Here is a 20,636-nt window from a genome sequence, read left to right as displayed (position 1 = left end):
TGGACTCACCGATGGTGACGGGAGGGGACGTTCCGTGACAGCCGATATCACCGAGTACCTCGCCGAGGCGGCAGCGGTCCCCCGCCTCGCCGTCACCCGTGTCGGCGTGACCGGACACCGTGCGATCCCCGCGTCCGTGCTGCCCGCCGTCCGCTCCGCCCTGCGGCGCCAGTTCAGCCGCACCGACGTGGAGCTGGAGGCCCTCAGCTGCCTCGCGGCCGGCGCCGACCAGCTGTTCGCGGACATCGCCCTGGCCCACGGCGTCCCGGTGACGGCCGTGATCCCCGGCATGGACTACGAGGCACACCTGGGCGACGAGGACGTGCGGACCACGTACCGCAGGATCCTGCGGTCCTGTGCGACCCGCGTCGACCTGCCCCTCCAGCCGACGCACGAGCAGGCCTACTTCGCGGCGGGCTGCTGGATCGTGGACCACTGCGACCACCTGATCGCCGTCTGGGACGGCCACCCGGCACGCGGCCTGGGCGGCACCGGCGACGTGGTCGCCTACGCACGACGCAGCGGGGTACCGGTGGCGGTGCTGTGGGAACCAGGCGCCCGCCGAGACTGACACCGCCCGGCCGCGGGGGCCTGGTGAGCCCGCCCGCGGTCGGCGCGGCCCGGGGGAAGCCCGTGAAAGGGTGTCAGGTGCCGAAGCGGACCAGCCATTCCGTGTGGGCCGGGGACATCAGGCGCTCCGTCTCTCCCACCGCCTCGGCCCAGCCCGCCTCCGTCACCGTGGTGGCCATGGCGATCCGGGCCGTCTCCAGGTCCTGTTCGATGAGGGAGTGCGCCTGTGTCAGCGGTCCGTGCCGGCGTACCTCCTGCCAGGCGACGCCCGCCGCGGCGGCCGCGCTGAGCAGCCCCGCGAGGTCCGCGCCGCCGAGCAGGCCGACGGTCCGCAGCAGGGCGGCCGCCAGGGCGAACAGGGTCAGCGCCGCGGTGACGGAGGACCAGCGGGCGGCGGCGCGGTGCGCGCGGGCGGCCCGGTTCTTGTACCAGACGGCCTGTTCCAGGAGCCGGTCGCGCAGGTAGAGGTCCCGGCGGGCCGCGTAGGACTTGGCCCGCTCCGCGCGCATCCGCGGGGTGATCTGGCCCTCGCCCCGCTCCCCGGCCTCGCTGCGGGAGTCCTCCCAGCCGCAGGTGCGCAGCTCGCGCAGGCGTTCTTCGAGCCGCTCGGCGAAGACCGCGTCCGGGTCGGCGACATGGGAGTGGAAGGGCCCGCCGTGCACCATGTACTGCCAGGCCAGCGACTTCAGCAGCTCGGCGGCCGCCCGGTGGGCCTGCCAGTGGGCGCGGGAACGGCGGCGCGAGGTGCTCAGGCCGAGGGCTATCGTCAGCCCGTACAGGACGGCGGCGAGCACCGTCATGACGTGACCCGACGCCTGTTCGGTCAGGACGGCGGCCGCGGTGGCCAGCAGAAGCAGGATCAGATGTGTACGCACCGCCCGGAACGAGTCACTCTGATGGCGTATCGCCCACTGGTCACTCACCTGGAACAGCGGCGGCAGGTCCTGTTCGCCCAGCGTGGTGCCCGGCACAGGTGTGACAGCAGCCCCCATGAACGCCCCCCGAATTACCCGCGCGCCCCCGAAGGCTTTCGCGCGCCCCCGAAAAACCGGCTTGAGAATTCAATGAGGACGGAAAGCCGCTCCTGGCACAAGACGTGCGCAGGGCATTCCTGGTATAGGGTCCGCACCATCGGGACCAGACTCGCTCGACGGTTCGTCATCCCTTGGGCCACCGGGGCCGACCACGACGACGGGACGACACCCGTACCCAGGACCGTTCCCCTCACCCGAACCGGAGCGACGAGACAATCATGATGCTCAGCAAGACGCCCATCAGGGTCACCTCCCCCACTGTCGAGCCGGCCGCCCGACGCAAGCCGCTGGCGGACATCGACCCGTACGGGATCGCCGCGGCGCACATCGCGGGCCGTGTGACCGACGCCGCCGACCCCCGCTCGGGACAGTCGAACGCGTTCAACTCACACCTCTGACCGGGAACGACGGCCCGAGACCGTTCACACGGACGTGGGTGCGCCCGGCGGACACGCCTACCACCCGTGCCCACGTCAGTGCACCGATGGACGTCAACACTCCCACCGTTTAAGTGGTTTGGGCCGCCTCGGGGGTGGGAACTCTGATTGACTGCGTCAGTGACGAGCCAGTCGCCCGACGACCCACCTCTGAGACAGCTGGTCCTCAAGATCCACAGTAGGTGCGATCTGCTCTGTGACCACTGTTACGTGTACCAGCACGCCGATCAGAGCTGGCGGTCCCGCCCGACCTTCATCCGTCCGGAGACCGTGCGCGCCGTCGCCGCCCGGCTGGCCGAGCATGTCAGGGCACGGGCCCTCGAATCCGTCTCGGTGATCCTGCACGGCGGCGAACCCCTGCTGGTCGGCCCGGCCCGGCTGCGGGACATCTGCGCCGAGCTCACCCGCGTCCTCGCCCCGCTGACCTCGCTCGACCTGCGCATGCACACCAACGCGGTCACCCTGAACCGACGGCACCTGGACGTCTGCCGGGAGTTCGGGGTCCAGGTCGGGGTGTCGCTGGACGGCGACCGCGCGGCCAACGACCGGCACCGGCTGGACCGCAGGGGCCGCAGCAGCCACGACCGCGTGGTCCGCGGCATCCGGCTGCTCCAGGAGCCCGAGTACCGTCACCTGTTCAGCGGAGTGCTGTGCACGGTGGACGTGGCGAACGACCCGGTCGCCGTGCACGACGCCCTCACCGAGCTGGCCCCGCCGCGGATCGACTACCTGCTTCCGCACTCCACCTGGGACAGCCCGCCGCCCAACCCGGACCGGGCCGCCACCCCGTACGCCGACTGGCTGCTGGCGGTCTTCGACCGCTGGGAGCAGCAGGGCCGCCCGATGCCGGTGCGGACCTTCGACTCGGTGCTCAGCACACTGCGCGGCGGGCCGCCGCTGACCGAGGCACTGGGGCTGGCGCCCAGCGACCTCGCCGTGATCGAGACGGACGGCGCCTTCGAACAGGCCGACTGGCTCAAGACCGCCTACCCGGGCGCTCCCGAGACCGGGTACGACGTCTTCCGACACGGTTTCACGGAGTTCGCCGCGCACTCCGGTGTCCAGGCCCGGCGGGGCGGCGTCGACGCGCTCAGCGACACCTGCCGCCGCTGTCCGGTGGTGCGGTCCTGCGGCGGCGGTCTGTACGGGCACCGGTACAGCTCGGCGAACGGCTTCGACAACCCCAGTGTCTTCTGCGCCGATCTGCGCTCCCTGGTGGAGGGCATCGCCGACCGGGTCACCGACCGCTCCTTCTCGCCCGCGGTGCTGGGCTCGGCCCGACTCGCCTGGGCGCAGCTGGAGCTGGACCGGGTGCTGCTGCGCCGGGCCCAGGAGCATCTGGCGGCCGAGCCGGACTGGGCCGACGCCTGGCGGCTGCTGCTGGCGCTGGACGCCGACCCGGCGGCCGCCCCCCGCCTGGACGAGGTGCTCGCGCATCCTTATGTGCGCACCGGTCTCCAGCGCTCCCTGCGCGGCCCCGCCGACACGGCCCGGTTCATGTCGTTGGCCGTCGCCGCGGCCCTGCGGGCGGGGGTGGCGGCCACCCTGTCCTGGGACCAGCCCGGCACCCGGCTGCACCTGCCCACCTGGGGCACCTACCGGCTGGACGCCCCCGGCCGGGTCGAGGTCACCGTGGCACCGGACGCCTTCCGGGTACGCGAGGGCGGCGGGACCGGCGGGAGCCGGATCCGTCTCGACGGGGCCCCCGTCTCCGCGCGCTGGCGGCCCGTCGACCGGCTGCCGGTCCAGGACGGCCCGCTGGTCGACGACGCCGACCCCTACCGGGACTGCTTCCCGTTCCCCGTCGCCCCACCGCTCGAATGCGGTGAGTTCGCCGAACGCATGGCCCGCGCCTACGAGTTGCTGGGGAAGGACGCGCCGGCCCGGCAGCGCGACCCGGACGTGTTCCGGCCCACCGTCCTCACCCCGCTGCAGGCGGGCAGCGGTCTGGCGCTCGGCGGCCACGGGTTCGGGGCGCTGGGCGTGGCGGTCGACGTGACCCCCGAGGAGTTCGCCCGGGAACTCCCCCGCATCGGCCGCCGGGCCCGCCTCACCGCGCTGCGCGAGACGGCCGACCTGCACCGGCCGGGCAGCCCCGCGGGCGCCCTGCTGGACCGGGCGGACGACGGGCTGGGCCGGGCGGCACATGCGGAGGCGGCCCGCGCGCTCACCGCGCTCACCCTGCTGCCGGAGTCCGAACTCACGGCGACCGGGGCCGTGTTGGTGGCCCGGCTGTGGTCGCAGTGGACCAGCGTCTGCGAGGCACCATGACCGAAGTGGCACAGTCGGCGGAACTGGGCGGCCTGCTGCGCTCGTTGGGCGTCCGGCGGGGCGGGGTGCTGATGGTGCACGCCTCGCTGAGCGGCACCGGGGTCGCCCCGGAGTCGGTCCGGGACGCGCTGCGTGGCGCGCTCGGCGCCGAGGGCACCCTGGTCGTGCCCACGTTCACGCCGGAGAACTCCGACACCTCGCGGGCCTACCGGGAGGCCGTCGCGGGCATGAGCGAGGCGGAGGCGGCCCAGTACCGCGGGACGATGCCGCCGTTCGACCCGGACGCCAGCGGGTGCCCGACGATGGGGGCGCTCGCCGAGTGCGTGTGGTCGACGCACGGGGCGGTACGCAGTGCGCATCCGCAGACCTCGCTGGCCGGACTCGGGCCGCGGGCACGGCAGTTGCTCCGCCGCCACCCGCGCCGCAGCCATCTCGGCAGGCTCTCCCCGATGCGCGGGCTGTACGCCGCCGACGCCCAGATCCTGCTGCTGCGGGTCGGGTTCGAGGTGTGCAGCGCGTTCCACTACGCCGAGTACCTCATGCGCCCCAGGCCGCCCCGGCGTACGTACCGGTGCGTGGTGGGCGACAAGGGAAACTGGGTCCGGTACCGCGATCTCGCCCTGGACGACAGCGACTTCGGGGAGATCGGCGCCCGGCTGCCGCGCCGCATGGTCGCCGAGGCGGAGTGGGCCTCGCGGACGGTGGTGCTCTGCTCCATGCGGGACGTGGTGGGCCACGCCAGGGGCCAGATGTCTCGATATCGACGGGCTTTGGCCTGAAAACAGTGAACCGGAAACGGCGTCCGTCGGGCACATTGTTGAGTCCGGCGGAGGCACGCACCGGCGACGGGGACGGTCCGGCGGCTTGCCGACGGGCAGGGGGACGCGCGGACATGGGGGACTGGGTGCAGGATCGGGTTCCGGACAACCGGCCCTATTTCTTCCTGTCGTACGCCCACACCCCGCAGTGGGGTCCGGACAGCGGGGACCCCGACCACTGGGTGCGGGTCCTGTTCAACGACCTGTCCAGCCACATCATGGCGCTCACCGACCTGCCCGCGGGGTCACCGGCCGGGTTCATGGACCGGGAGATGCGGTCCGGGGAGGGCTGGCCCGAGAAGCTGAGCGAGAACCTCGCCGCCTGCCGGGTGTTCGTGCCGCTGTTCTCTCCGCGCTACTTCTCCAGCGAGATGTGCGGCCGCGAGTGGTACGCCTTCCACGAACGGATGCTGAACGCCCGGACCACCGGGACGGCCACCGCCTCGGCCATCGTGGCCGCCCTGTGGACCCGCGTCGACATGCGCGAACTCCCGGACTCCGTACGGCACATCCATGTCGAGGACGTGTCCTCGGGCGGGCGGTACCTGAACAACGGGATCTACGGGCTGATCAAGCTCAGCCGGCTGCGCGACGAGTACGACGAGACCGTGTTCGGCCTCGCCGAGCGGATCGTGCAGGCGGCCGGCGAGTCCCAGCTGCCGCGCGGACGCCCCCGGGACTACGAGAGCACCCCGAGCGCCTTCAAACCGCGTGGCACCGGACCCCGGCACATCCGGCTGACGGTGGCCGCTCCCACCGAGGACTCCGTGCCCGACCACCGCGACACCGGGCCGTACGGGGACGACGCGCTGGACTGGAACCCGTACCAGACCGAGTCCACGCGAGCGCTGTCCGCGCATGCCGAGGAGCTGATCCGCTCCCTGGACTACCGGGTGACCGTCGCCGCCTTCGACGACGAGCCCCCCGGGGAGGAACCGCAGCCGTCCGGGGACCGGCAGCCCGGCATCCTGCTCGTGGACCAGTGGGCGCTGACCGACGAGGAGCGCCGGGGCAGACTGAAGACGTTCGACGCGTACGCCCGCCCGTGGGTGAGCGCGATCGTGCCGCGCTGCCGGACGGACCTGCAGAACCACGGGGAGCAGGGGCGCCGGCTCGCCGAGGAGCTGGAGCGGGTGATGCCGACGATCCTGGAGCGGGCCCGGCGCGGCGACACCCGGATCGCCGTCAACGGCGTCCCCACGCTCAAGTCCTTCACCAGGGTGCTGCCCGAGGTGGTCGCCTACACGACCCGGCAGTTCCTGAAGAACGCGGAGGTCCGACTGCCGCCGGGCCCGCACGTCCCCAGACCCCGTCTGGCGGACCCCTACCCGCCGTCCGACCCGGACACGGGAGACGACCCCGGAGGAGAGGCATGACGGCCGCAAGGGACGGACGCATCATCACCTTCTACTCGTACAAGGGCGGCACCGGGCGGACGATGGCGCTCGCCAACACGGCGTGGATCCTGGCCGCCAACGGCAAACGCGTGCTCGCCGTGGACTGGGACCTGGAGGCCCCGGGGCTGGATCGTTTCTTCCACCCGTTCCTGGACCCCAACGTGCTCGCCGCCACCGGGGGCGTCCTCAACATCCTCCAGGACTACGCCTGGGCGGCGACGGACGGCATCAGCCGCACCGGCCCCTGGCACCTGGAGTTCGCGGACGTCGAACAGCACGCCGTCTCGCTCTCCCCCGAACGGCAGGGGCTCGGCTTCGAGAACGGCGGCTCGCTCGACTTCCTCTCCGCGGGAAAGCAGTTCCGCGCCTACTCGGGCACGGCGTCCTCGCTGGAGTGGGACAACTTCTACGACCGGCTCGGCGGCGGCATGTTCCTGGAGGCGCTGCGCGACAGCATGAAGCGGTCCTACGACTACGTCCTGATCGACTCGCGCACCGGGCGGTCGGACACCGCGGACATCTGCACCCTGCAGATGCCCGACCTCCTCGTCGACTGCTTCACCTTCAGCGACCAGGCCCTGGACGGCGCCGCCGACGTGGCGTACAGCGTCGGTGACGAACACCGCAAGCGGCGGATCCGGGTGCTGCCCGTGCCGATGCGCGTCGACGACGGCGAGAAGGACAAGGTCGAGGCGGGCCGCGCGGTGGCCCGGACGAAGTTCGCCGGACTCCCCAAGGGACCGGACGGGGAGCGGCTGAGCGCCGACGAGGTCACCGCCTACTGGGGCAGCGTCGAAATACCGTACAAGCCCTACTACGCGTACGAGGAGACGCTCGCCGTCGTCGGGGACAAGAAGGGCGACCCGAAGTCGCTGCTGTCCGCGTTCGAGCGGCTCACCGCCTTCGTGACCGACAACGAGGTCACCGCGCTGCCGCAGATCCCGGACCAGGTGCGGCTGCGCTGCCGGGACGCGTTCATCCGGCGGCGGCCGCAGACCTCCGAGACGCGGGTGGCGATCGCCTACGCGGCGGAGAACCGGATGTGGGCCGACTGGGTCGAGTCGCTGCTGAAACGGGCGGGCTGCACCGTCACCCTGCACGACCTGGCGGGCGGTCCGATCGGCAGTCCCGCCCCCGGCAGCCGCGCCCTGGTGCTGTGGTCCAAGGCGCTGTACGACTCCCGGCACACCGAGTTCCTGCTGGCCCCGGCGGCCGGCGACGGGCCGCCGGGATCACTGGTCCCGGTACGGGTCGACGAGGTGCAGCCGCCGGAGTCGTACCAGAACCAGACCGACCTGGTCGACCTGCACGGACTCGACGAAGCGGGATGCGAGGCCGCGCTGCTCAGCGCGCTCGAACTGCCCGCGCAGCTGCCGAAGGGCGGACCGGCGGCGCCCCGGTTCCCCGGCCATGCCCCCGACCACTGGAACGTGCCGCAGCGCAACAGCACCTTCACCGGCCGCGGGTACATCCTCGAAAAGGTACGGGAGCAGCTGCGCAGCGGCATGACGACCGTGCTGCCCCAGCACCAGGCGTTGTTCGGGATGGGCGGGGTCGGCAAGACGCAGATCGCCCTGGAGTACGTGCACCGGTTCGGCGCCGACTACGACCTGGTGTGGTGGGTGCCGGCCGAGAACGTCGACAACGTGGTGGCCTCGCTCGCCGAACTCGGCTCCCGCATCGGCGCGCCCGGCGGCGAGGACATGGCGCTGGCCAGCAAGGAAACCGTGCGCATGCTCTCCCGGGGCAACCCCACCAAGCGGTGGATCCTCGTCTTCGACAACGCCGACGACCCGGAGGGCCTCGCCGGTTACATGCCCACCACGGGTGGCGGCCACATCCTGGTCACCTCGCGCAACCAGACCTGGTCGGACCGGGGACAGACGCTCCAGGTCGACGTCTTCCAGCGGCAGGAGAGCGTCGACCACCTGTCCCGGCGCGCCCCGGGGCTCAGCCGGACGGAGGCCGACCAGGTCGCCGAGGCCGTCGGCGACCTGCCGCTGGCGGTGGAGCAGGCCGGCGCCTGGCTGGCCGAGACCGCCATGCCCACGGCCGAGTACCTGCGCCGTCTCACCGAGGAGACCGCCGCGGTGATGGGGCTCAACCAGCCCTCGGACTACCCCGAGACGGTGGCCGCCACCTGGAACATCTCCATCGAGCGGCTCCGGGAGCGCTCGCCCGCCTCGGTCCGGCTGCTGCAGCTGTGCGCGTTCCTCGCCGCCGAGCCGATCTCCTCGGAACTGCTCTACGACAGCGACGAGATGCTCGCCGCCCTCCGCCTGACGGAGAGCATGCTGATCGGCCAGCTGGTGCGGGAGATCGGCAAGCTCGCGCTGGCCAAGGTCGACCAGATCTCCCGCTCGATCCAGGTGCACCGCCTGGTGCAGGCGGTGATCCGCTCCCAGATGTCGGAGGAGGACCGGCGCGAGGCCCGGCACACGGTGCACGAGATCCTCAGAGGCGCCCGCCCCAAGGGCGACGAACCCACCGACAACCGCGAGAACTGGCCGCAGTTCGACATCATCTGGCCGCATCTGACCGCCTCCGACATCCGCAACTGCACCGAGGCGGAGCCGCGTCGGCTGCTCATCGACCGGGTCCGCTACCTGTGGAAGCGCGGCGAGTTCCCGCGGGCGCAGCGGCTCGCCGAGGAACTCCTCGCCCACTGGAAGGAACCGCTCGGCGAGGACGACGAGCAGTACCTGTACCTGCGCTGCCAGCTCGCCAACGTACTGCGCTCCCAGGGGCTGTACGTCGAGGCGCGGGAGATGGACGACGACGTGCTCGGCCGGCAGCGCCGACGGCTCGGCAACCGGCACCCGCACACGTTCATCACCACCTCCGGCCTCTCCAGCGACCTCGCGGCGCTGGGCGAGTACACCAGGGCGGTGGAACTGGCGAAGGAGGCGCACGACGGCTTCAGCGACCTGTTCTACGAGGCCCACCCGCGCACCCTGAACGCGGCCAACAACCTCGCGCTGGCCCTGCGCATGGTCGGCAGGTACAAGGACGCCCGGCAGATCGACGACGTCACCCTGACCCGGCGCACCCAGGTCCACGGCGCCGATCACATCTACACGCTCTCGTCGGCGGAGAACCTCGGCCGGGACCTGCGCGAGGTCGGCGAGTACAGCGCGTCGGTGGCCGTGCTGTCGCGGGCGTACGAGCAGCACAAGCGGGTGCTCGGCAAGGAGTTCCCGGGCACGTTGCGGTGTGCGAAGTCGCTCGCGGTGTCGCTGCGCCGGGCGGGCGAGCTGGAGGACGCGCGGCGGCTGACGACCGCGACGCTGGAGCAGTACCGCTCGCAGTACACCGAGCCCACCCCGGACTGGCTCGCCTGCGAACTGAACCTGGCCGCCGACCGGTTCGCGGCCGAGGACCCGGAGGGGGCGCGCGACGTCGCCCAGAAGGTGCTCACCGAGTACGTGAAGAAGCCGGGCGAGGCCCACCCCTACACCCAGACCGCGATGAACAACCTCGGCGTCTTCCACTGGGGCTGCGGTGACACCGAGCAGGCCGAGGCGGTGTTCCAGAAGGTGCTGGAGCGCATGACCGAGGTACTGGGCGCCCACCACCCGCACACCCAGTTCTGCTCCGCCAACTACGCCATCGTGCTCGCCGAGAGCGGCCGGCTGGAGGAGGCCTGGGAGCGGGAGCGGCTCAGCATCGACGCACTCCGTGCCGACCTCGGCACCCAGCATCCCGAGGCCCTGGCCGTCGTCAGCAACGGCGCCCTCACGCTGAGCGCCCTCGGCCGCCCGGACGAGGCCCGGACGCTGCGCGAGGAGGCCGTCAGGAAACTGCAGGGGCTGCGCCAGCAGCTCGGCGAGAACAACGGCATCTCCCGCTTCGTCATGGAGGAGCGGCGGGTGTACCGGGACCTGGAGCCGCTGGCCGTGTGAGCGCACGCGGCCGGCGGCCCGCCGTCAGCCCCGCGGTGTCCCCGCCAGCAGCCAGTCCAGTACGTCGGGCAGGGCGCGCAGCGACGCGAAGTGGGCGGCCTTGGGCTCCAGGACGGCCTTGGCGCGCGGAATCCGGGCGGCCAGCCAGGAGAAGTGGGAGGCGGGCGAGAACACGTCCTTCGCGCCGTGCCAGAGCAGTACCGGCACCCCGATGTGCGCCGGGTCGAAACCCCACGGACTGGTCAGCGCGAACGCGTCGTCGATCCAGCCGTACGGCGAGGTGCGCAGCGCCTCGTGGTAGGTGCGCAGCAGCATCGACCGGATGCTGGTGTCGGAGACGATCAGCCGGTCCTCCTCGGTCAGGTCCGCGCGCAGGTCCTCCAGCATCCGTGCCGGGTTGCTGCGGATGACGGCCGAGCGCGGGATGATCCGGGCCGCGTACCGCTCCGGGTCGGTGAAGGCGGTGTGGAACTCCAGGACGTTGAAGGGCGCCATCCCGGCGAACCAGTCGAGCCCCTCGGCGTCCCGGGGCGCGAGCCCCACCAGGGCGGCCGCCCGGGTCACCCGGCCCGGCAGCAGTGCCGCGCAGGCGAGGGCGTGCGGTCCGCCGCCGGAGCGGCCGGCCACCGCGAACCGGCCCAGCCCGAGGGCGTCCGCCACGGCCGCCACGTCCTCGACGGCGTCCACCACCCGCCGCCCCGGCCGGCGGTCCGAGCCGCCGTACCCCGGCCGGTCGAAGCTGATGAGCCGGGCGCCGTGCTGGTACAGGAACATCGGCCGGGGCCGCGGTCCCACCCGGCTCCCCGGCATACCGTGCAGCAGGAACACCGGGCGCCCCCGGGGATCCCCCGACACCTCCACCCGCAGCCGCCGCCCACCCGTCGTCCGCACCAGATCAGGCACCGCCGTGTCCCCCTCCCGCGGCCATGGCCGCGGCCACGTTGCCCGACCATTGCCCGCGGAGCCGGGCCGCGAAACGAACGTGCAGGTCAACCGGCTTGATTCGGGGCGGACTTGAGGAAGGCACCCGACGGCCTGCGCGGTCTTGCCGGGCCGGACGCCGCAGCTCAGCGCAGGAACCAGCACCTGACCGTCGTCCCCTGCGCCCCGGTGTGCACGCGGACCAGGTCGGCGACGAGGTTGACCATGAGCAGGCCGCGGCCGCCGCTGCGGTCACGGGAGGCCGGGCGGCGGCCGGCCAGGGGGTCGGTGAGGTGCCCCTTGTCACGGACCTCGCACACCACCTGCCCGTCCTCGGCCCACACCGCGAGGCTGCCCGACCCTCCGCCGTGCAGCACGCTGTTGGTGGCCAGTTCGGCGACGGCCAGTGTCAGGTCGGCGAGGCGTGCGCCGGTCAGGCCCAGCCGTGCGGCCCGCTCGGCGGCGAGGTGCCGGGCCGCGGAGAGGGAGCCCGCCTCGAAGCGGACCGCCGGGGCGGCGGGCCGGGCCGGCAGGGGTGCGTCGTAACGGGCGAGGACGTCGGCGGGGGCGTAGGCGCGGCTGTCCTGTTCCGGTCCACCGCCGGGGTGGCGCAGGGTGGGGTGGGTGGCGTGGGCGTCGGCGATGGCCCGCGGGTCGAGGCGCCGGACGTCGTACGGGCACAGGACGGTCGCGGTACGGCCCTGGAAGGCGGCGTTGATCAGGGCCTCGTGCTGGACGCAGGCCGGGTACTCGGCGGGCGTGCGGCCGGGCCAGACGGGCTCGCCGACGATGCGGACCCGGCGGCCCGGCGGCTGTGCGTCGGCGAAGTCGTGCAGGACGCCGGGGATGATCCGGCCGGGGTTGCGGCCGGCCTCCCGCATGTCGAGGAAGCGCACCGCCCCGGCGTCGGCGCCGAGCGCGGCCCGGACGAGGCGGAGGTTCTCGGCGGGCACGGCGACGGCCACCGGATCCCCGGCGGCCAGCGCGTCCCGGACGAAGGGCACCGTCCCGGCCAGGTACTCGCCCTCGTCGCGGTAGAACAGGGCGGGGTGGCGGAAGGGGCCGGGCGCGCCGGTCATGCCGACGGCACCGCCCGCCGTACCGGCTCCCCGTTGGTCACGGTGCCCGCCTCCTTGCCCCCGGACCACCCGCGTGCCCCGTGCACGCCGGTCCAAACCGGCCGGCACGGCCACGGATGCGGGGGGGGGAGCCGCGGCCACGGCGCACCCACGCTCCGGACAGCGATCCGGTCTCCCGGTACGGGTTCCCGGCACGAGTCCTGGTACGGGTTCCCGGTACGGGTTCCTAGTACGGCAGGATGCGCCCGGAAGGCGTCCTGCGGTCGATCTCCTGCCCGCGGGGAGCGGGCCGACGAACAACGCGCACGCGAATCCGACCGTCCATGACGCCCTCCTCATGCCGAGCCCTGACCGGTGCCTGCTGTCCGGTAGGAGGGCTCTGCCCCGCCCATGGCAGGTCCAAGCCTGGTGCGGGGCAGCAAAGTTGACGGCCCCCTGCGAAACCACGGTCCCGTGACACGTGGCTCACAGCCGGTGCCCCTAGGTTCCCGTGCCCATGACAGACAACTCCGCCTCGTCCCACGGAAGGACATCCCTTCGGCCATGAGCAAACACAGGAACCGCCGGGCCGCGCGCATCGTGGCCTTCGGAGCCGCCGGTGCCCTGACGGTCGCCGCGGGCGTCACCGCCGTGGCCTCGGCGAGCCAGCCGGCCACGACGACGGCCACCACCTGCTCCTTCACCAGGTCCGACACCTCGGCGAGCACCGGGGACAACCCCCGGCACGTGGTGACCGGCGACCTCGACGGCGACGGGAACGCCGATGTGGTCGCCGCGGACAACGACGCCGACACGGTCTCCGTCCTACTGGGCAACGGCGACGGCACCTTCGGCACGGCCACGGACTACGCCGTGGGCGACAAGCCGTACCAGTCGGTGATTGCCGACTTCGACGCCGACGGCAACCCCGACATCGCCACCGCGGACTTCGACGGCGGCACGGTGAGCGTCCTGCTCGGCAACGGCGACGGCACCTTCGGGACCGCCACCCAGTACACGGTCGGCTCGGGCGCCCGTTCGCTGGTCGCCGGGGACGTCGACGGGGACGGCGACCTGGACATCGCGGTGGCCGAGGAGTCCGCCGGGCGGGTCAACCTGCTGCTGGGCGACGGTGAAGGTGCGTTCACCGTCTCCTCGCAGACGGTGACCGTGACCCGGCCGCACGGACTGGTCCTCACCGACTTCGACGGCGACGGCAACCTGGACGTCGCCACCGCCAGCGTCGCCACCGCGGGCGGGATCAGTGTGGCCCTCGGCAACGGCGACGGGACCTTCGGGGACGTCACCGAGTACAGCAGCGTGCAACGGCTGTACTCGCTCGCCGAGGGCGACTTCGACGGGGACGGCACCACCGACCTGGCCGCCGTCAGCAACGGCTCCGACACCCTGGAGATCTACGCCGGGAACGGCGACGGCACCTTCCAGGACCCGGTCGACTACACCACCTCCGCCCTGCCGGTCGCCGTCAGCTCGGCCGACGTCAACGGCGACGACATCCCCGACGTCCTGGTCTCCTCCCTCAACGGCAGCTCGGTGTCGGTCTACACCGGCACCGCGGGCGGCTCGCTGAGCGAGCTGACCGAACTGCCGGCGGACGGCGCCTACGAGGCGGCCGCCGCCGACGTGACGTCCGACGGCACCACGGACCTGCTGGTGGCGAGCAGCAGCGACGACGCGGTGGACGTGTTCACCGGGTCGTGCGCGTGAGCGGTCAGCCGACGCCGATCGTGATCGCCCCGCTGTAGTCCCCGCCCGGCTCGATGGCGGCCGGCTCCCCGTCGACCGTCATCGAGACCGCGCTCCCGGCCGGCGCGGTCACCGCCGAGTCCGCCGACAGGGTCAGCCTGCTGAGGTACGACGTTCCGGTGACCGTCCACTGCGAGCCGCCGTCGAGGGTGACGACCACCCCGTTGTTGACGACGGGCTGTGCGGTGTTGGTGACATGGCCCAGCTGCGCGTACTCGGCGGAGGTGATGGTGTCGACGGCGTGCCGGGACTCGGACGCCGACAGCACGCCCGTCACCCTCGACCCGGTGAAGCCCAGCACCATGTTCCGGCCGGTGCGCATGGCGTTGTAGAAGTCGCCGGTGAGGGCGATGTCGGTGAAGGCGGCGGAGGAGTCGCTGTCGTGCGCGGCGGTGACGTCCCAGGTGTCGTCCTTCACGGGGTCGTCGACGGGCTCGGTGTAGACGCCGTCGTTCGACCCCGGGTTGTCGGTCTCCATCACCTGGAGGATGACGCCGTTGCCGGGGTCGAGGGCGGCGCCCTCCGAGCCGTCCACGGTGATCGTCGCCCGTACGGCCTTGTCGAGGAAGGTGGTCGCCGCGGTGGTGAGAATCGTCCCGCCGGTGATGTGCAGGGTCCCGGCGCCGTGCCACATCACCCCGAACTGCCTGGAGGTGACGGTGGTGCTCCGCACCGGCAGGGCCGCCAGCTCGTCCTCGCCCAGGCCGAGTTCGAGGTCGGTGTTGAGCTGGGCCACGTCCTCGGTGGTGCTGTCGCCGTAGTACACGGTGCTGTCGGAGGCGCCGATGACGGTGGCGTACGTGCCGACGTCGAGGGTGCAGCCGAGGATCCGCTCCGTCACGTCGCCGTCGGCGAAGGAGCCGTAGCCCTCGTCGCCGAGGTTGCTGATGGTGCAGTTGACCGCGGTGGCCTGGGCACCGGAGACGGAGTCGGTGGAGAAGGCGCCCCAGGTCTCGGAGGCGATGGTGGAGTTGATGTACGTGGCCCTGGTGCCGGTGCCGAGGAGGTTGGTGGCGCGGACGTTGCCGGAGATGCCGAGCCGCCAGGGGACGACGAGCATGTTCGCGCCGCCGGCGAAGACGTAGTCGGAGGGCAGCACGCCGTTCAGGCACTGCACGGCCGAGTTCTTGACGACGACGTTCGCCCCGTCCGCGGCGACCAGCCCGCTGCGCTCCACGCCCTTGTTGGACACGGTGACCCCGTCCAGGACCAGCCGCGTCCCGGATCCGGTGCCGACCAGGGCCGCCCCGTCCCCGACGAAGTCGCAGCGACCGTTGCCGGTGCAGCCGATCACGGTGTCCGTGACCGCGTACGAGGCGCCCTCGGCGACGTAGAAGCCGTCGAAGGCCTCGCCGGTGGAGGTGACGCTCACGCCCTGCGCCGCCGTGTCCGTCACCGTGCCGCCGACCAGCGCCGAGGTGGCGGACTTCGCGGCGACGACACCGTCGGCGGCCACGTACAGCGCCTGGCGCAGGGCGAAGGTGACACCGGCGAAGGCGGCCGGGTTCTGCTCGGCGACCGTGAGCACGATGTCCCCGGTGTACGTCCCCGGGGCGATCGTCGTGCTCGGGGCGAGCGTGGCGGTGAGCACGGAACCGGTCTCCACGCCGTCCACGGTCAGGGTGAGGCCGTAGCCGTCGGGCGCGGCGAGGGTGCCGCCCTCGGCGAGGGTCAGGGCGCCGAGGGCGGTGGTCGTCCCGACCACGTACGTCTCCCCGGCTCCCACGCTGAGCGTGTCGCCCGCGGTGGCCGCGGTCGCCGCGGTCCCCGGGCCCGCCGCGTCCGCCGCCCGCGCGGTGCCGGGGAGCGCCACCGAGCCGGCCCCCGCGGCCGTCAGCGCCACCAGGGCCCGCACCCGGTCCCTCATCGACGGCCGGTACGCCTTGCTTTCTGCTGCCATGAAACGACTCCTCCGCGGTCACGGACGTGCCTGTGGACGGTTCCGGATCGCGGTGCAGTCTGCTCCAACCGCCGCACTACTGTCGACACTTGAGCGAGATTCTCAGGAAACTCGGCCCAGAACAGGACCAGTGTCGACACTCTTCTCAGGCGACCGGGCCGGCGGCCAGCCAGCGGGCGACGTCGCGCGGGTCGGCGGTGGTACCGGTCAGACGGAGTTCGCGGTGCACCGCGCGCGGCAGTTCGGGGCGGTGCAGCAGCGGGCGGGCGCCGAGCGCGAGGACCAGGCCGGTCCAGGCGTCGGCGTCCTCGGGGTCGTCCGCCAGCAGACGGGCGTAGCCGCCGGAGGCGGCGGGGTCCCCGGCGACCAGGGCCCGGTCGGCGGCGGACGGCGCGGGCCGCTGCTCGGCGTCCGGCACCGCGAGGCGCTGGCGGACCAGTCCGGTGCGGGCCTGGGCCCAGGGCGCGGCGAGGTCGGGGACGACGGCGGACGCGGCGATGTGCCCGTCGGCCACGGCACCTGCGGCGAAGGCCCTGGCCAGGGCGCGGACGTCGTCCGGGGCGGGGGTCAGATGCCGGACCCGCCAGCCGGTGCGGTGGTCGGTGGCCACGAACTCGGCCAGCGCGGCGATGTCCGGGCGGATCCGGAGATCCGACCACCAGGCCGGGAGCCGCGCGGCCATGCCCCGCAGGAAGCGCCGCCCGTGCGCGGTCAGGCCCGGGTCCGCGCGCAGGGCGTGGACCGCCTCCTGGGTCTGCCGTCGGCGCAGGGCGAACTCGAACTCCGCCAACGGCCGCCCGGCCGGGGGCACATGGTCCAGGTACCGGCCCCAGAAGTCGGTGATGCCGAGGAAGGCGTAGGCACCCTGGAGCAGGCCGCTGAGCGGACGCGGGTCGTTGCGCCAGGGGGCGTAGTGCCGTTCGGTTCCGCTGTCCCGCTCCAGGGTCAGCAGGTGGAGCAGCGCGCCCAGTTTGGTGTGCTGGAACTCGTGGACCAGGGTGACCGCGAAGCTGACCGGGTCCGGGGGCAGCGAGGAGAGCAGGCCGCCGAAGGCGTCGCTGGAGGAGGCGCTGAGGACCGCCCAGGCCGGCGCCCGGCGTACCCGGCGTACCTCCGCGACGGTGCGCAGCCCCTCGGCCATGGCGGCGGCCGTGCCCGGGTCGCTCTCCGCGAGCAGGTCCAGTGCGCCCGCGAACCGCTCCCGCCAGCGGGCGAGTTCGTCCTTGCCCAGGCGCTGCGGGGGCAGTGGTTCGCTCAGGTCCCGGTAGGGGTCGATGTCGTCGATCCAGAGGGTCATCGGCCGTCCCGGAACATCGGCCCGCAGAGTGCGCAGCCCCTGCCATCCGGGCGCGTCGCCGTCGTGGCTCCCGGGCGGATCGGGCGGACCGACGCACGCACCCCGCGGATCGACCCGCAGCCGGCCTGCCTCGATCACCACCTCCGCGGTCCCCCACCGTGGACGGTCCGGCAGACGGGCCAGCCCGAGAGCGGGGAACATCGCGGTGCCGTCACGCAGCGGCACGGTGGTGCGCAGCGGCAGCCCGGCGCGCAGCGCGGCGACCGCGCACACCGCGTGCAGATGGCCGAGGTCGGTCCAGAGCGGCCCGTCGCCCCAGGCCGTGTGGCTCAGCCGCCGCAGGCCGTGCCCCAGCCAGATGCCGGTCTGGGGATGCATCAGCAGTTCCGCGAAGCCCTCCGGGGCCCGGTGCTGAGCCGCCGTCAGGGTGTCCCACGCGGTGTCCACGGGCGGCAGCGGGCCCAGCGCACCGGGGGTCGCGGCGATGGCGTCGAGCATGCTCCGCAGCAGCAGAAGCCGCCTGCTGTACTCGGTGGTGCGCAGGAAACGCACCGTCTCGGGACCGCCCCGGCCCGCGGCCAGCTCGTTGAAGTACGCCGAGGGTACGAGGTGGTGGTCCGCCCGGGCGGGTGCGGAGCGTGCGTCCGGCTGCACATGTCTCCTTCCGCGGGGTCCCTCAGTCAGCTCGTCCGGGCCCGGGGTCGGTGGCGAAGTTGACCCGGGGCTGTGCGATCTGCCGCAGCAACCGCTCCAGCGCACGCGCGTAGACGTCGGGATTCCGCGACCGGAGGTCGGAGAGGGCGGTGCCGCTCAGGTCGGGCAGTTCGGATCTCATGAATTCCGTGGACGTGTCCATGCGCCATCCCCCTGAGTACGCCCTGTCTCCCGTTGATTTCATGATGACGCATGGACCAGGTGCCGGGAAGGCCGTGATCAGGCCGGAGGGCCCTGCGACCCGGGCGGGAGCCGGCGCGCCGTCCAGTCCTTCAGCTCGCGCTGCGCCAGCGAGCCCGGGTCGAGCACGCCGAGCGCCTCGACGAGGGCGGCCAGTCCTCCCGGATGGAGACGGCAGGTGCGCACGATGCTGATGATGTCGGCCCGTGCCGCGCCCAGCCGGGGGATGGCACCGGCCAGGTCGACGGGGAGCATGCCGATGACGAGCTGCCGTTGGTCACGGTCGGCCAGGGCGGGCCATCCGGCCAGCAGCGCGATGAGCTCGGTCAGGGCGGCGTCGGGGACCGGTTCCGCCCGGCGCCGGGCGGCGGGGAAGTCGTAGTGGCGTACGTCGCCGGTGCCGGACCGGTACCAGAGCGAGGTGGGCCGCTGTCCCCCCTCGGTGAACCCTCCGATCACGGTGTCCGCCAGTGTGCCCATGTCCGGTGGCCAGTTCTCGTCGTCCGAGGCCTCCAGCGCGGCCAGCACGGCCCGGGAGAACGCCCCGGTCCGCAGCACCGGGTCGTTGGCCGCTCGCTGCCCCGGCCCCGAGGCCAGCAGCACGAACTGTTCCCGGCCGGGCAACCGGTCCCCGTGGGACGGGAGTTCACCGGGCAGCGAGCGGACGAGGCCCAGGTCCTCGACGAAGGTCTGACAGGAGTCCACCAGCCAGATCTGGCGCCTGAAGCCGGGCAGGGCGTCGGTGGTGAGGGCGGTCAGCCAGGCGTCCAGGTCGAGGTTGCGTTTGTCGGCGGCGGTGGCGTCGGCGTAGAAGAGCCTGCGGTGTCCCTGCCGGTCGGTGACCCCGTGGCCGCCCCAGACGACGAGGAGCAGGTCGCCCTCCAGCGCGGGCAGCCGGCGGGTCAGCACCTCCTGCACGGCCTCCCGCCCGGCGGGACCGGCGGGCACGTCCACCTCGGGTCCGCCCGTCCCGGGCAGGGCGTCCAGCAGCAGGGAGATGTGGGCCGCGGGCACGCCGCGGCCGCGCAGCCAGGCAGTGAAGCGGCGGGCGTCGGCGGCCGGGCCCGGCAGGTCCCAGGACGGGCCGACGGCGTAGCGTTCCACGCCGACGACGACGGCGTGGGTCCGGTCCGGGCGGGCGGCCGTCACGGCAGCTCCTCGGCGAGGACCCGGTACAGCCCGGGGTTACTCCAGTAGGCGCTGTGGGAGAGCGGGAAGGGCTGACGGCTGTCGAGGGCGATGTCCCGGACCCGGCCGGGGAAGACACCGGCACCGAGGTAGCTGAGCAGGTCCCGGCGGTCGTAGACGTTCAGCCAGGGCGGTACGTGGGCGGGCAGCGGGCTGCCGGGCTCCAGGCTGGGCAGGGCGCCCAGTTCGTAGAGGAAGGGCGCCTGCGAGCCGACCGTGACCAGCAGTTCGACCTGTGGCAGCGGCCGCAGTACCAGCAGGTCCAGCGCGGCTATGCCGCCGAGGCTGTGGGCGAGCAGCACGACCGGCGGCTCGGCCGCGAGCACCGCCTGGGCGACGGCCTCGCGGACCGGGCCGCCGCGGGCCAGGTAGAGCAGCACGTCACCGGCGGCCGGATGGGCCGCGTCGGTGAGCGCCGAACGCCGTCTGACCGCCTGCGCGGAGGCCAGGCCGAGGGCCAGCCGGCCCGTCAGCCGCTTGATCCGCCGGGTCACCGGGCCGCGGTGGGTACCGGGCTCGTCCCCGGTGCCGGAGGGTCCGGGGAGCAGGTCGGCGATCCGGACGACCGCCGCGTCGCGGGCGGTGCCGTCGAAGGCCGGCGCCGGTCCCGGCCGCCCGGTCCGGCGGCGCACCGCCTCGGCCACGAAGGCACGGGCCGGTTCGGCCGTTCCGGTGCCCTCGGCCGGGGCCCGGAGGAAGCGCCGGCAGTCGTCGGTGGTCAGTACGGCGGCCACGGCGGCGGCGAAGTCCTCCGCGATGCCCGCCGCGTCCAGCAGCCCGCGCAGCCGGTCGTCCGCGACGAGCGCCGGGGCCGCCGCCGCGAGGGCCTCGCCCGGCGGCCGGGCACCCGGTGCCAGTTCGGTCCCGGCGGTGGATTCCCGGGTGAGCAGGCGCAGTTCCAGCAGTGGGTCCAGATAAAGAAGTCCCCAGAATTCGACGTCCTCGTCGAGGTCCTGCTCCAGTGCGCCGGAGGCGCCCGCGCGCGGTAATTCACGCCCCGTCCCGTACCCCGGCACGGAAATACCGTTCGAATGCAGTACCGATCCGGCAGTTCCTCCCCAATAACAGGAAGATATGCGGACTTCAGGCCGTAACGGCAGCAATCCTTCCCGTACGAGTTCCACGGTTCCGCTGAATCCCGGCTCCCGCACGCCGGTGCCATGTACGAATAAGACCGTCGTC

At 73.1% G+C, this 20,636-nt stretch carries 15 protein-coding genes; 7 read left to right on the top strand and 8 right to left on the bottom strand.

The window, feature by feature from the left end; translation table 11 throughout:
• Nucleotides 1–34: 34 nt before the first annotated feature.
• Entirely contained in the window at nucleotides 35–571 is a 537-nt protein-coding gene (locus IEZ11_RS06890; protein ID WP_229712834.1) for a hypothetical protein, read from the top strand.
• A gap of 73 nt (nucleotides 572–644) precedes the next feature.
• Here the strand turns inward: IEZ11_RS06890 and IEZ11_RS06885 are convergent, their stop codons facing one another.
• Nucleotides 645–1,562 (bottom strand): DUF4231 domain-containing protein, encoded by a 918-nt coding sequence (locus tag IEZ11_RS06885; RefSeq protein ID WP_189261666.1) that lies wholly within the window; start codon nucleotides 1,560–1,562, stop codon nucleotides 645–647.
• Between the two features lie 260 nt (nucleotides 1,563–1,822).
• On the opposite strand from IEZ11_RS06885, the gene IEZ11_RS06880 reads away from it, so the two are divergent.
• The 5 genes from IEZ11_RS06880 to fxsT all read left to right on the top strand — a co-directional run bounded on the left by IEZ11_RS06880 (nucleotide 1,823) and on the right by fxsT (nucleotide 10,429).
• Nucleotides 1,823–2,002, top strand: coding sequence for a hypothetical protein (locus IEZ11_RS06880; RefSeq protein WP_189261665.1), 180 nt, complete (start codon nucleotides 1,823–1,825; stop codon nucleotides 2,000–2,002).
• Between the two features lie 159 nt (nucleotides 2,003–2,161).
• Nucleotides 2,162–4,312 carry a radical SAM/SPASM protein FxsBH, inactivated beta-hydroxylase extension form gene (gene fxsBH, locus IEZ11_RS06875; RefSeq protein WP_189261664.1) on the top strand — a complete coding sequence of 717 codons (2,151 nt, stop codon included), beginning with the start codon at nucleotides 2,162–2,164 and terminating at the stop codon, nucleotides 4,310–4,312.
• On the top strand, nucleotides 4,309–5,091 hold the full coding sequence (locus tag IEZ11_RS06870; protein ID WP_229712833.1) for an AAC(3) family N-acetyltransferase: 783 nt from the start codon (nucleotides 4,309–4,311) through the stop codon (nucleotides 5,089–5,091). The genes fxsBH and IEZ11_RS06870 overlap by 4 nt, the downstream gene beginning before the upstream one ends.
• A 113-nt stretch (nucleotides 5,092–5,204) precedes the next feature.
• Nucleotides 5,205–6,506, top strand: coding sequence for a TIR-like protein FxsC (locus tag IEZ11_RS06865; protein ID WP_189261663.1), 1,302 nt, complete (start codon nucleotides 5,205–5,207; stop codon nucleotides 6,504–6,506).
• A complete protein-coding gene (gene fxsT, locus IEZ11_RS06860; protein ID WP_189261662.1) occupies nucleotides 6,503–10,429 on the top strand; it encodes an FxSxx-COOH system tetratricopeptide repeat protein in 3,927 nt (1,308 codons plus the stop codon). The genes IEZ11_RS06865 and fxsT overlap by 4 nt, the downstream gene beginning before the upstream one ends.
• Nucleotides 10,430–10,453: 24 nt before the next feature.
• On the opposite strand, the gene IEZ11_RS06855 is transcribed toward fxsT, so the two are convergent.
• A complete protein-coding gene (locus IEZ11_RS06855) occupies nucleotides 10,454–11,332 on the bottom strand; it encodes an alpha/beta fold hydrolase (protein WP_189261661.1) in 879 nt (292 codons plus the stop codon).
• Between the two features lie 164 nt (nucleotides 11,333–11,496).
• Complete coding sequence (locus tag IEZ11_RS06850; RefSeq protein WP_189261660.1) at nucleotides 11,497–12,429, bottom strand: anti-sigma factor RsbA family regulatory protein; 933 nt, start codon at nucleotides 12,427–12,429, stop codon at nucleotides 11,497–11,499.
• Between the two features lie 543 nt (nucleotides 12,430–12,972).
• Here IEZ11_RS06850 and IEZ11_RS06845 point away from each other — a divergent pair.
• Nucleotides 12,973–14,136: an FG-GAP repeat domain-containing protein gene (locus tag IEZ11_RS06845; protein ID WP_189261659.1), complete on the top strand. Its 1,164-nt coding sequence runs from the start codon at nucleotides 12,973–12,975 to the stop codon at nucleotides 14,134–14,136.
• A gap of 4 nt (nucleotides 14,137–14,140) precedes the next feature.
• Here the strand turns inward: IEZ11_RS06845 and IEZ11_RS06840 are convergent, their stop codons facing one another.
• From IEZ11_RS06840 to IEZ11_RS06820, 5 genes are all read right to left on the bottom strand, one after another.
• Nucleotides 14,141–16,075 (bottom strand): hypothetical protein, encoded by a 1,935-nt coding sequence (locus tag IEZ11_RS06840; protein WP_229712832.1) that lies wholly within the window; start codon nucleotides 16,073–16,075, stop codon nucleotides 14,141–14,143.
• Nucleotides 16,076–16,220: 145 nt separating this feature from the next.
• Nucleotides 16,221–18,026, bottom strand: coding sequence for an HEXXH motif domain-containing protein (locus IEZ11_RS06835; protein WP_189261658.1), 1,806 nt, complete (start codon nucleotides 18,024–18,026; stop codon nucleotides 16,221–16,223).
• Nucleotides 18,027–18,048: 22 nt separating this feature from the next.
• Nucleotides 18,049–18,228 (bottom strand): hypothetical protein, encoded by a 180-nt coding sequence (locus IEZ11_RS06830; RefSeq protein WP_189261657.1) that lies wholly within the window; start codon nucleotides 18,226–18,228, stop codon nucleotides 18,049–18,051.
• A 77-nt stretch (nucleotides 18,229–18,305) separates the two neighbouring features.
• Entirely contained in the window at nucleotides 18,306–19,415 is a 1,110-nt protein-coding gene (locus IEZ11_RS06825; RefSeq protein ID WP_189261656.1) for an effector-associated domain 2-containing protein, read from the bottom strand.
• Nucleotides 19,412–20,470 carry an RBBP9/YdeN family alpha/beta hydrolase gene (locus IEZ11_RS06820; protein WP_229712831.1) on the bottom strand — a complete coding sequence of 353 codons (1,059 nt, stop codon included), beginning with the start codon at nucleotides 20,468–20,470 and terminating at the stop codon, nucleotides 19,412–19,414. The genes IEZ11_RS06825 and IEZ11_RS06820 overlap by 4 nt, the downstream gene beginning before the upstream one ends.
• Nucleotides 20,471–20,636: the final 166 nt, after the last annotated feature.

Source organism: Streptomyces fuscichromogenes, from assembly GCF_014645815.1.
Taxonomy (GTDB): domain Bacteria; phylum Actinomycetota; class Actinomycetes; order Streptomycetales; family Streptomycetaceae; genus Streptomyces; species Streptomyces fuscichromogenes.
Note: the sequence above shows the minus strand (reverse complement) of the source record. Positions and strands in the feature narration are given on the sequence as shown.

Coding starts and splice junctions, on each gene's coding strand:
- IEZ11_RS06885 (WP_189261666.1), bottom strand. CDS start 1,562: ATGGGGGCTGCTGTCACACCTGTGCCGGGCACCACGCTGGGCGAACAG.
- IEZ11_RS06880 (WP_189261665.1), top strand. CDS start 1,823: ATGATGCTCAGCAAGACGCCCATCAGGGTCACCTCCCCCACTGTCGAG.
- IEZ11_RS06870 (WP_229712833.1), top strand. CDS start 4,309: ATGACCGAAGTGGCACAGTCGGCGGAACTGGGCGGCCTGCTGCGCTCG.
- IEZ11_RS06865 (WP_189261663.1), top strand. CDS start 5,205: ATGGGGGACTGGGTGCAGGATCGGGTTCCGGACAACCGGCCCTATTTC.
- fxsT (WP_189261662.1), top strand. CDS start 6,503: ATGACGGCCGCAAGGGACGGACGCATCATCACCTTCTACTCGTACAAG.
- IEZ11_RS06850 (WP_189261660.1), bottom strand. CDS start 12,429: ATGACCGGCGCGCCCGGCCCCTTCCGCCACCCCGCCCTGTTCTACCGC.
- IEZ11_RS06845 (WP_189261659.1), top strand. CDS start 12,973: ATGAGCAAACACAGGAACCGCCGGGCCGCGCGCATCGTGGCCTTCGGA.
- IEZ11_RS06840 (WP_229712832.1), bottom strand. CDS start 16,075: ATGGCAGCAGAAAGCAAGGCGTACCGGCCGTCGATGAGGGACCGGGTG.
- IEZ11_RS06830 (WP_189261657.1), bottom strand. CDS start 18,228: ATGGACACGTCCACGGAATTCATGAGATCCGAACTGCCCGACCTGAGC.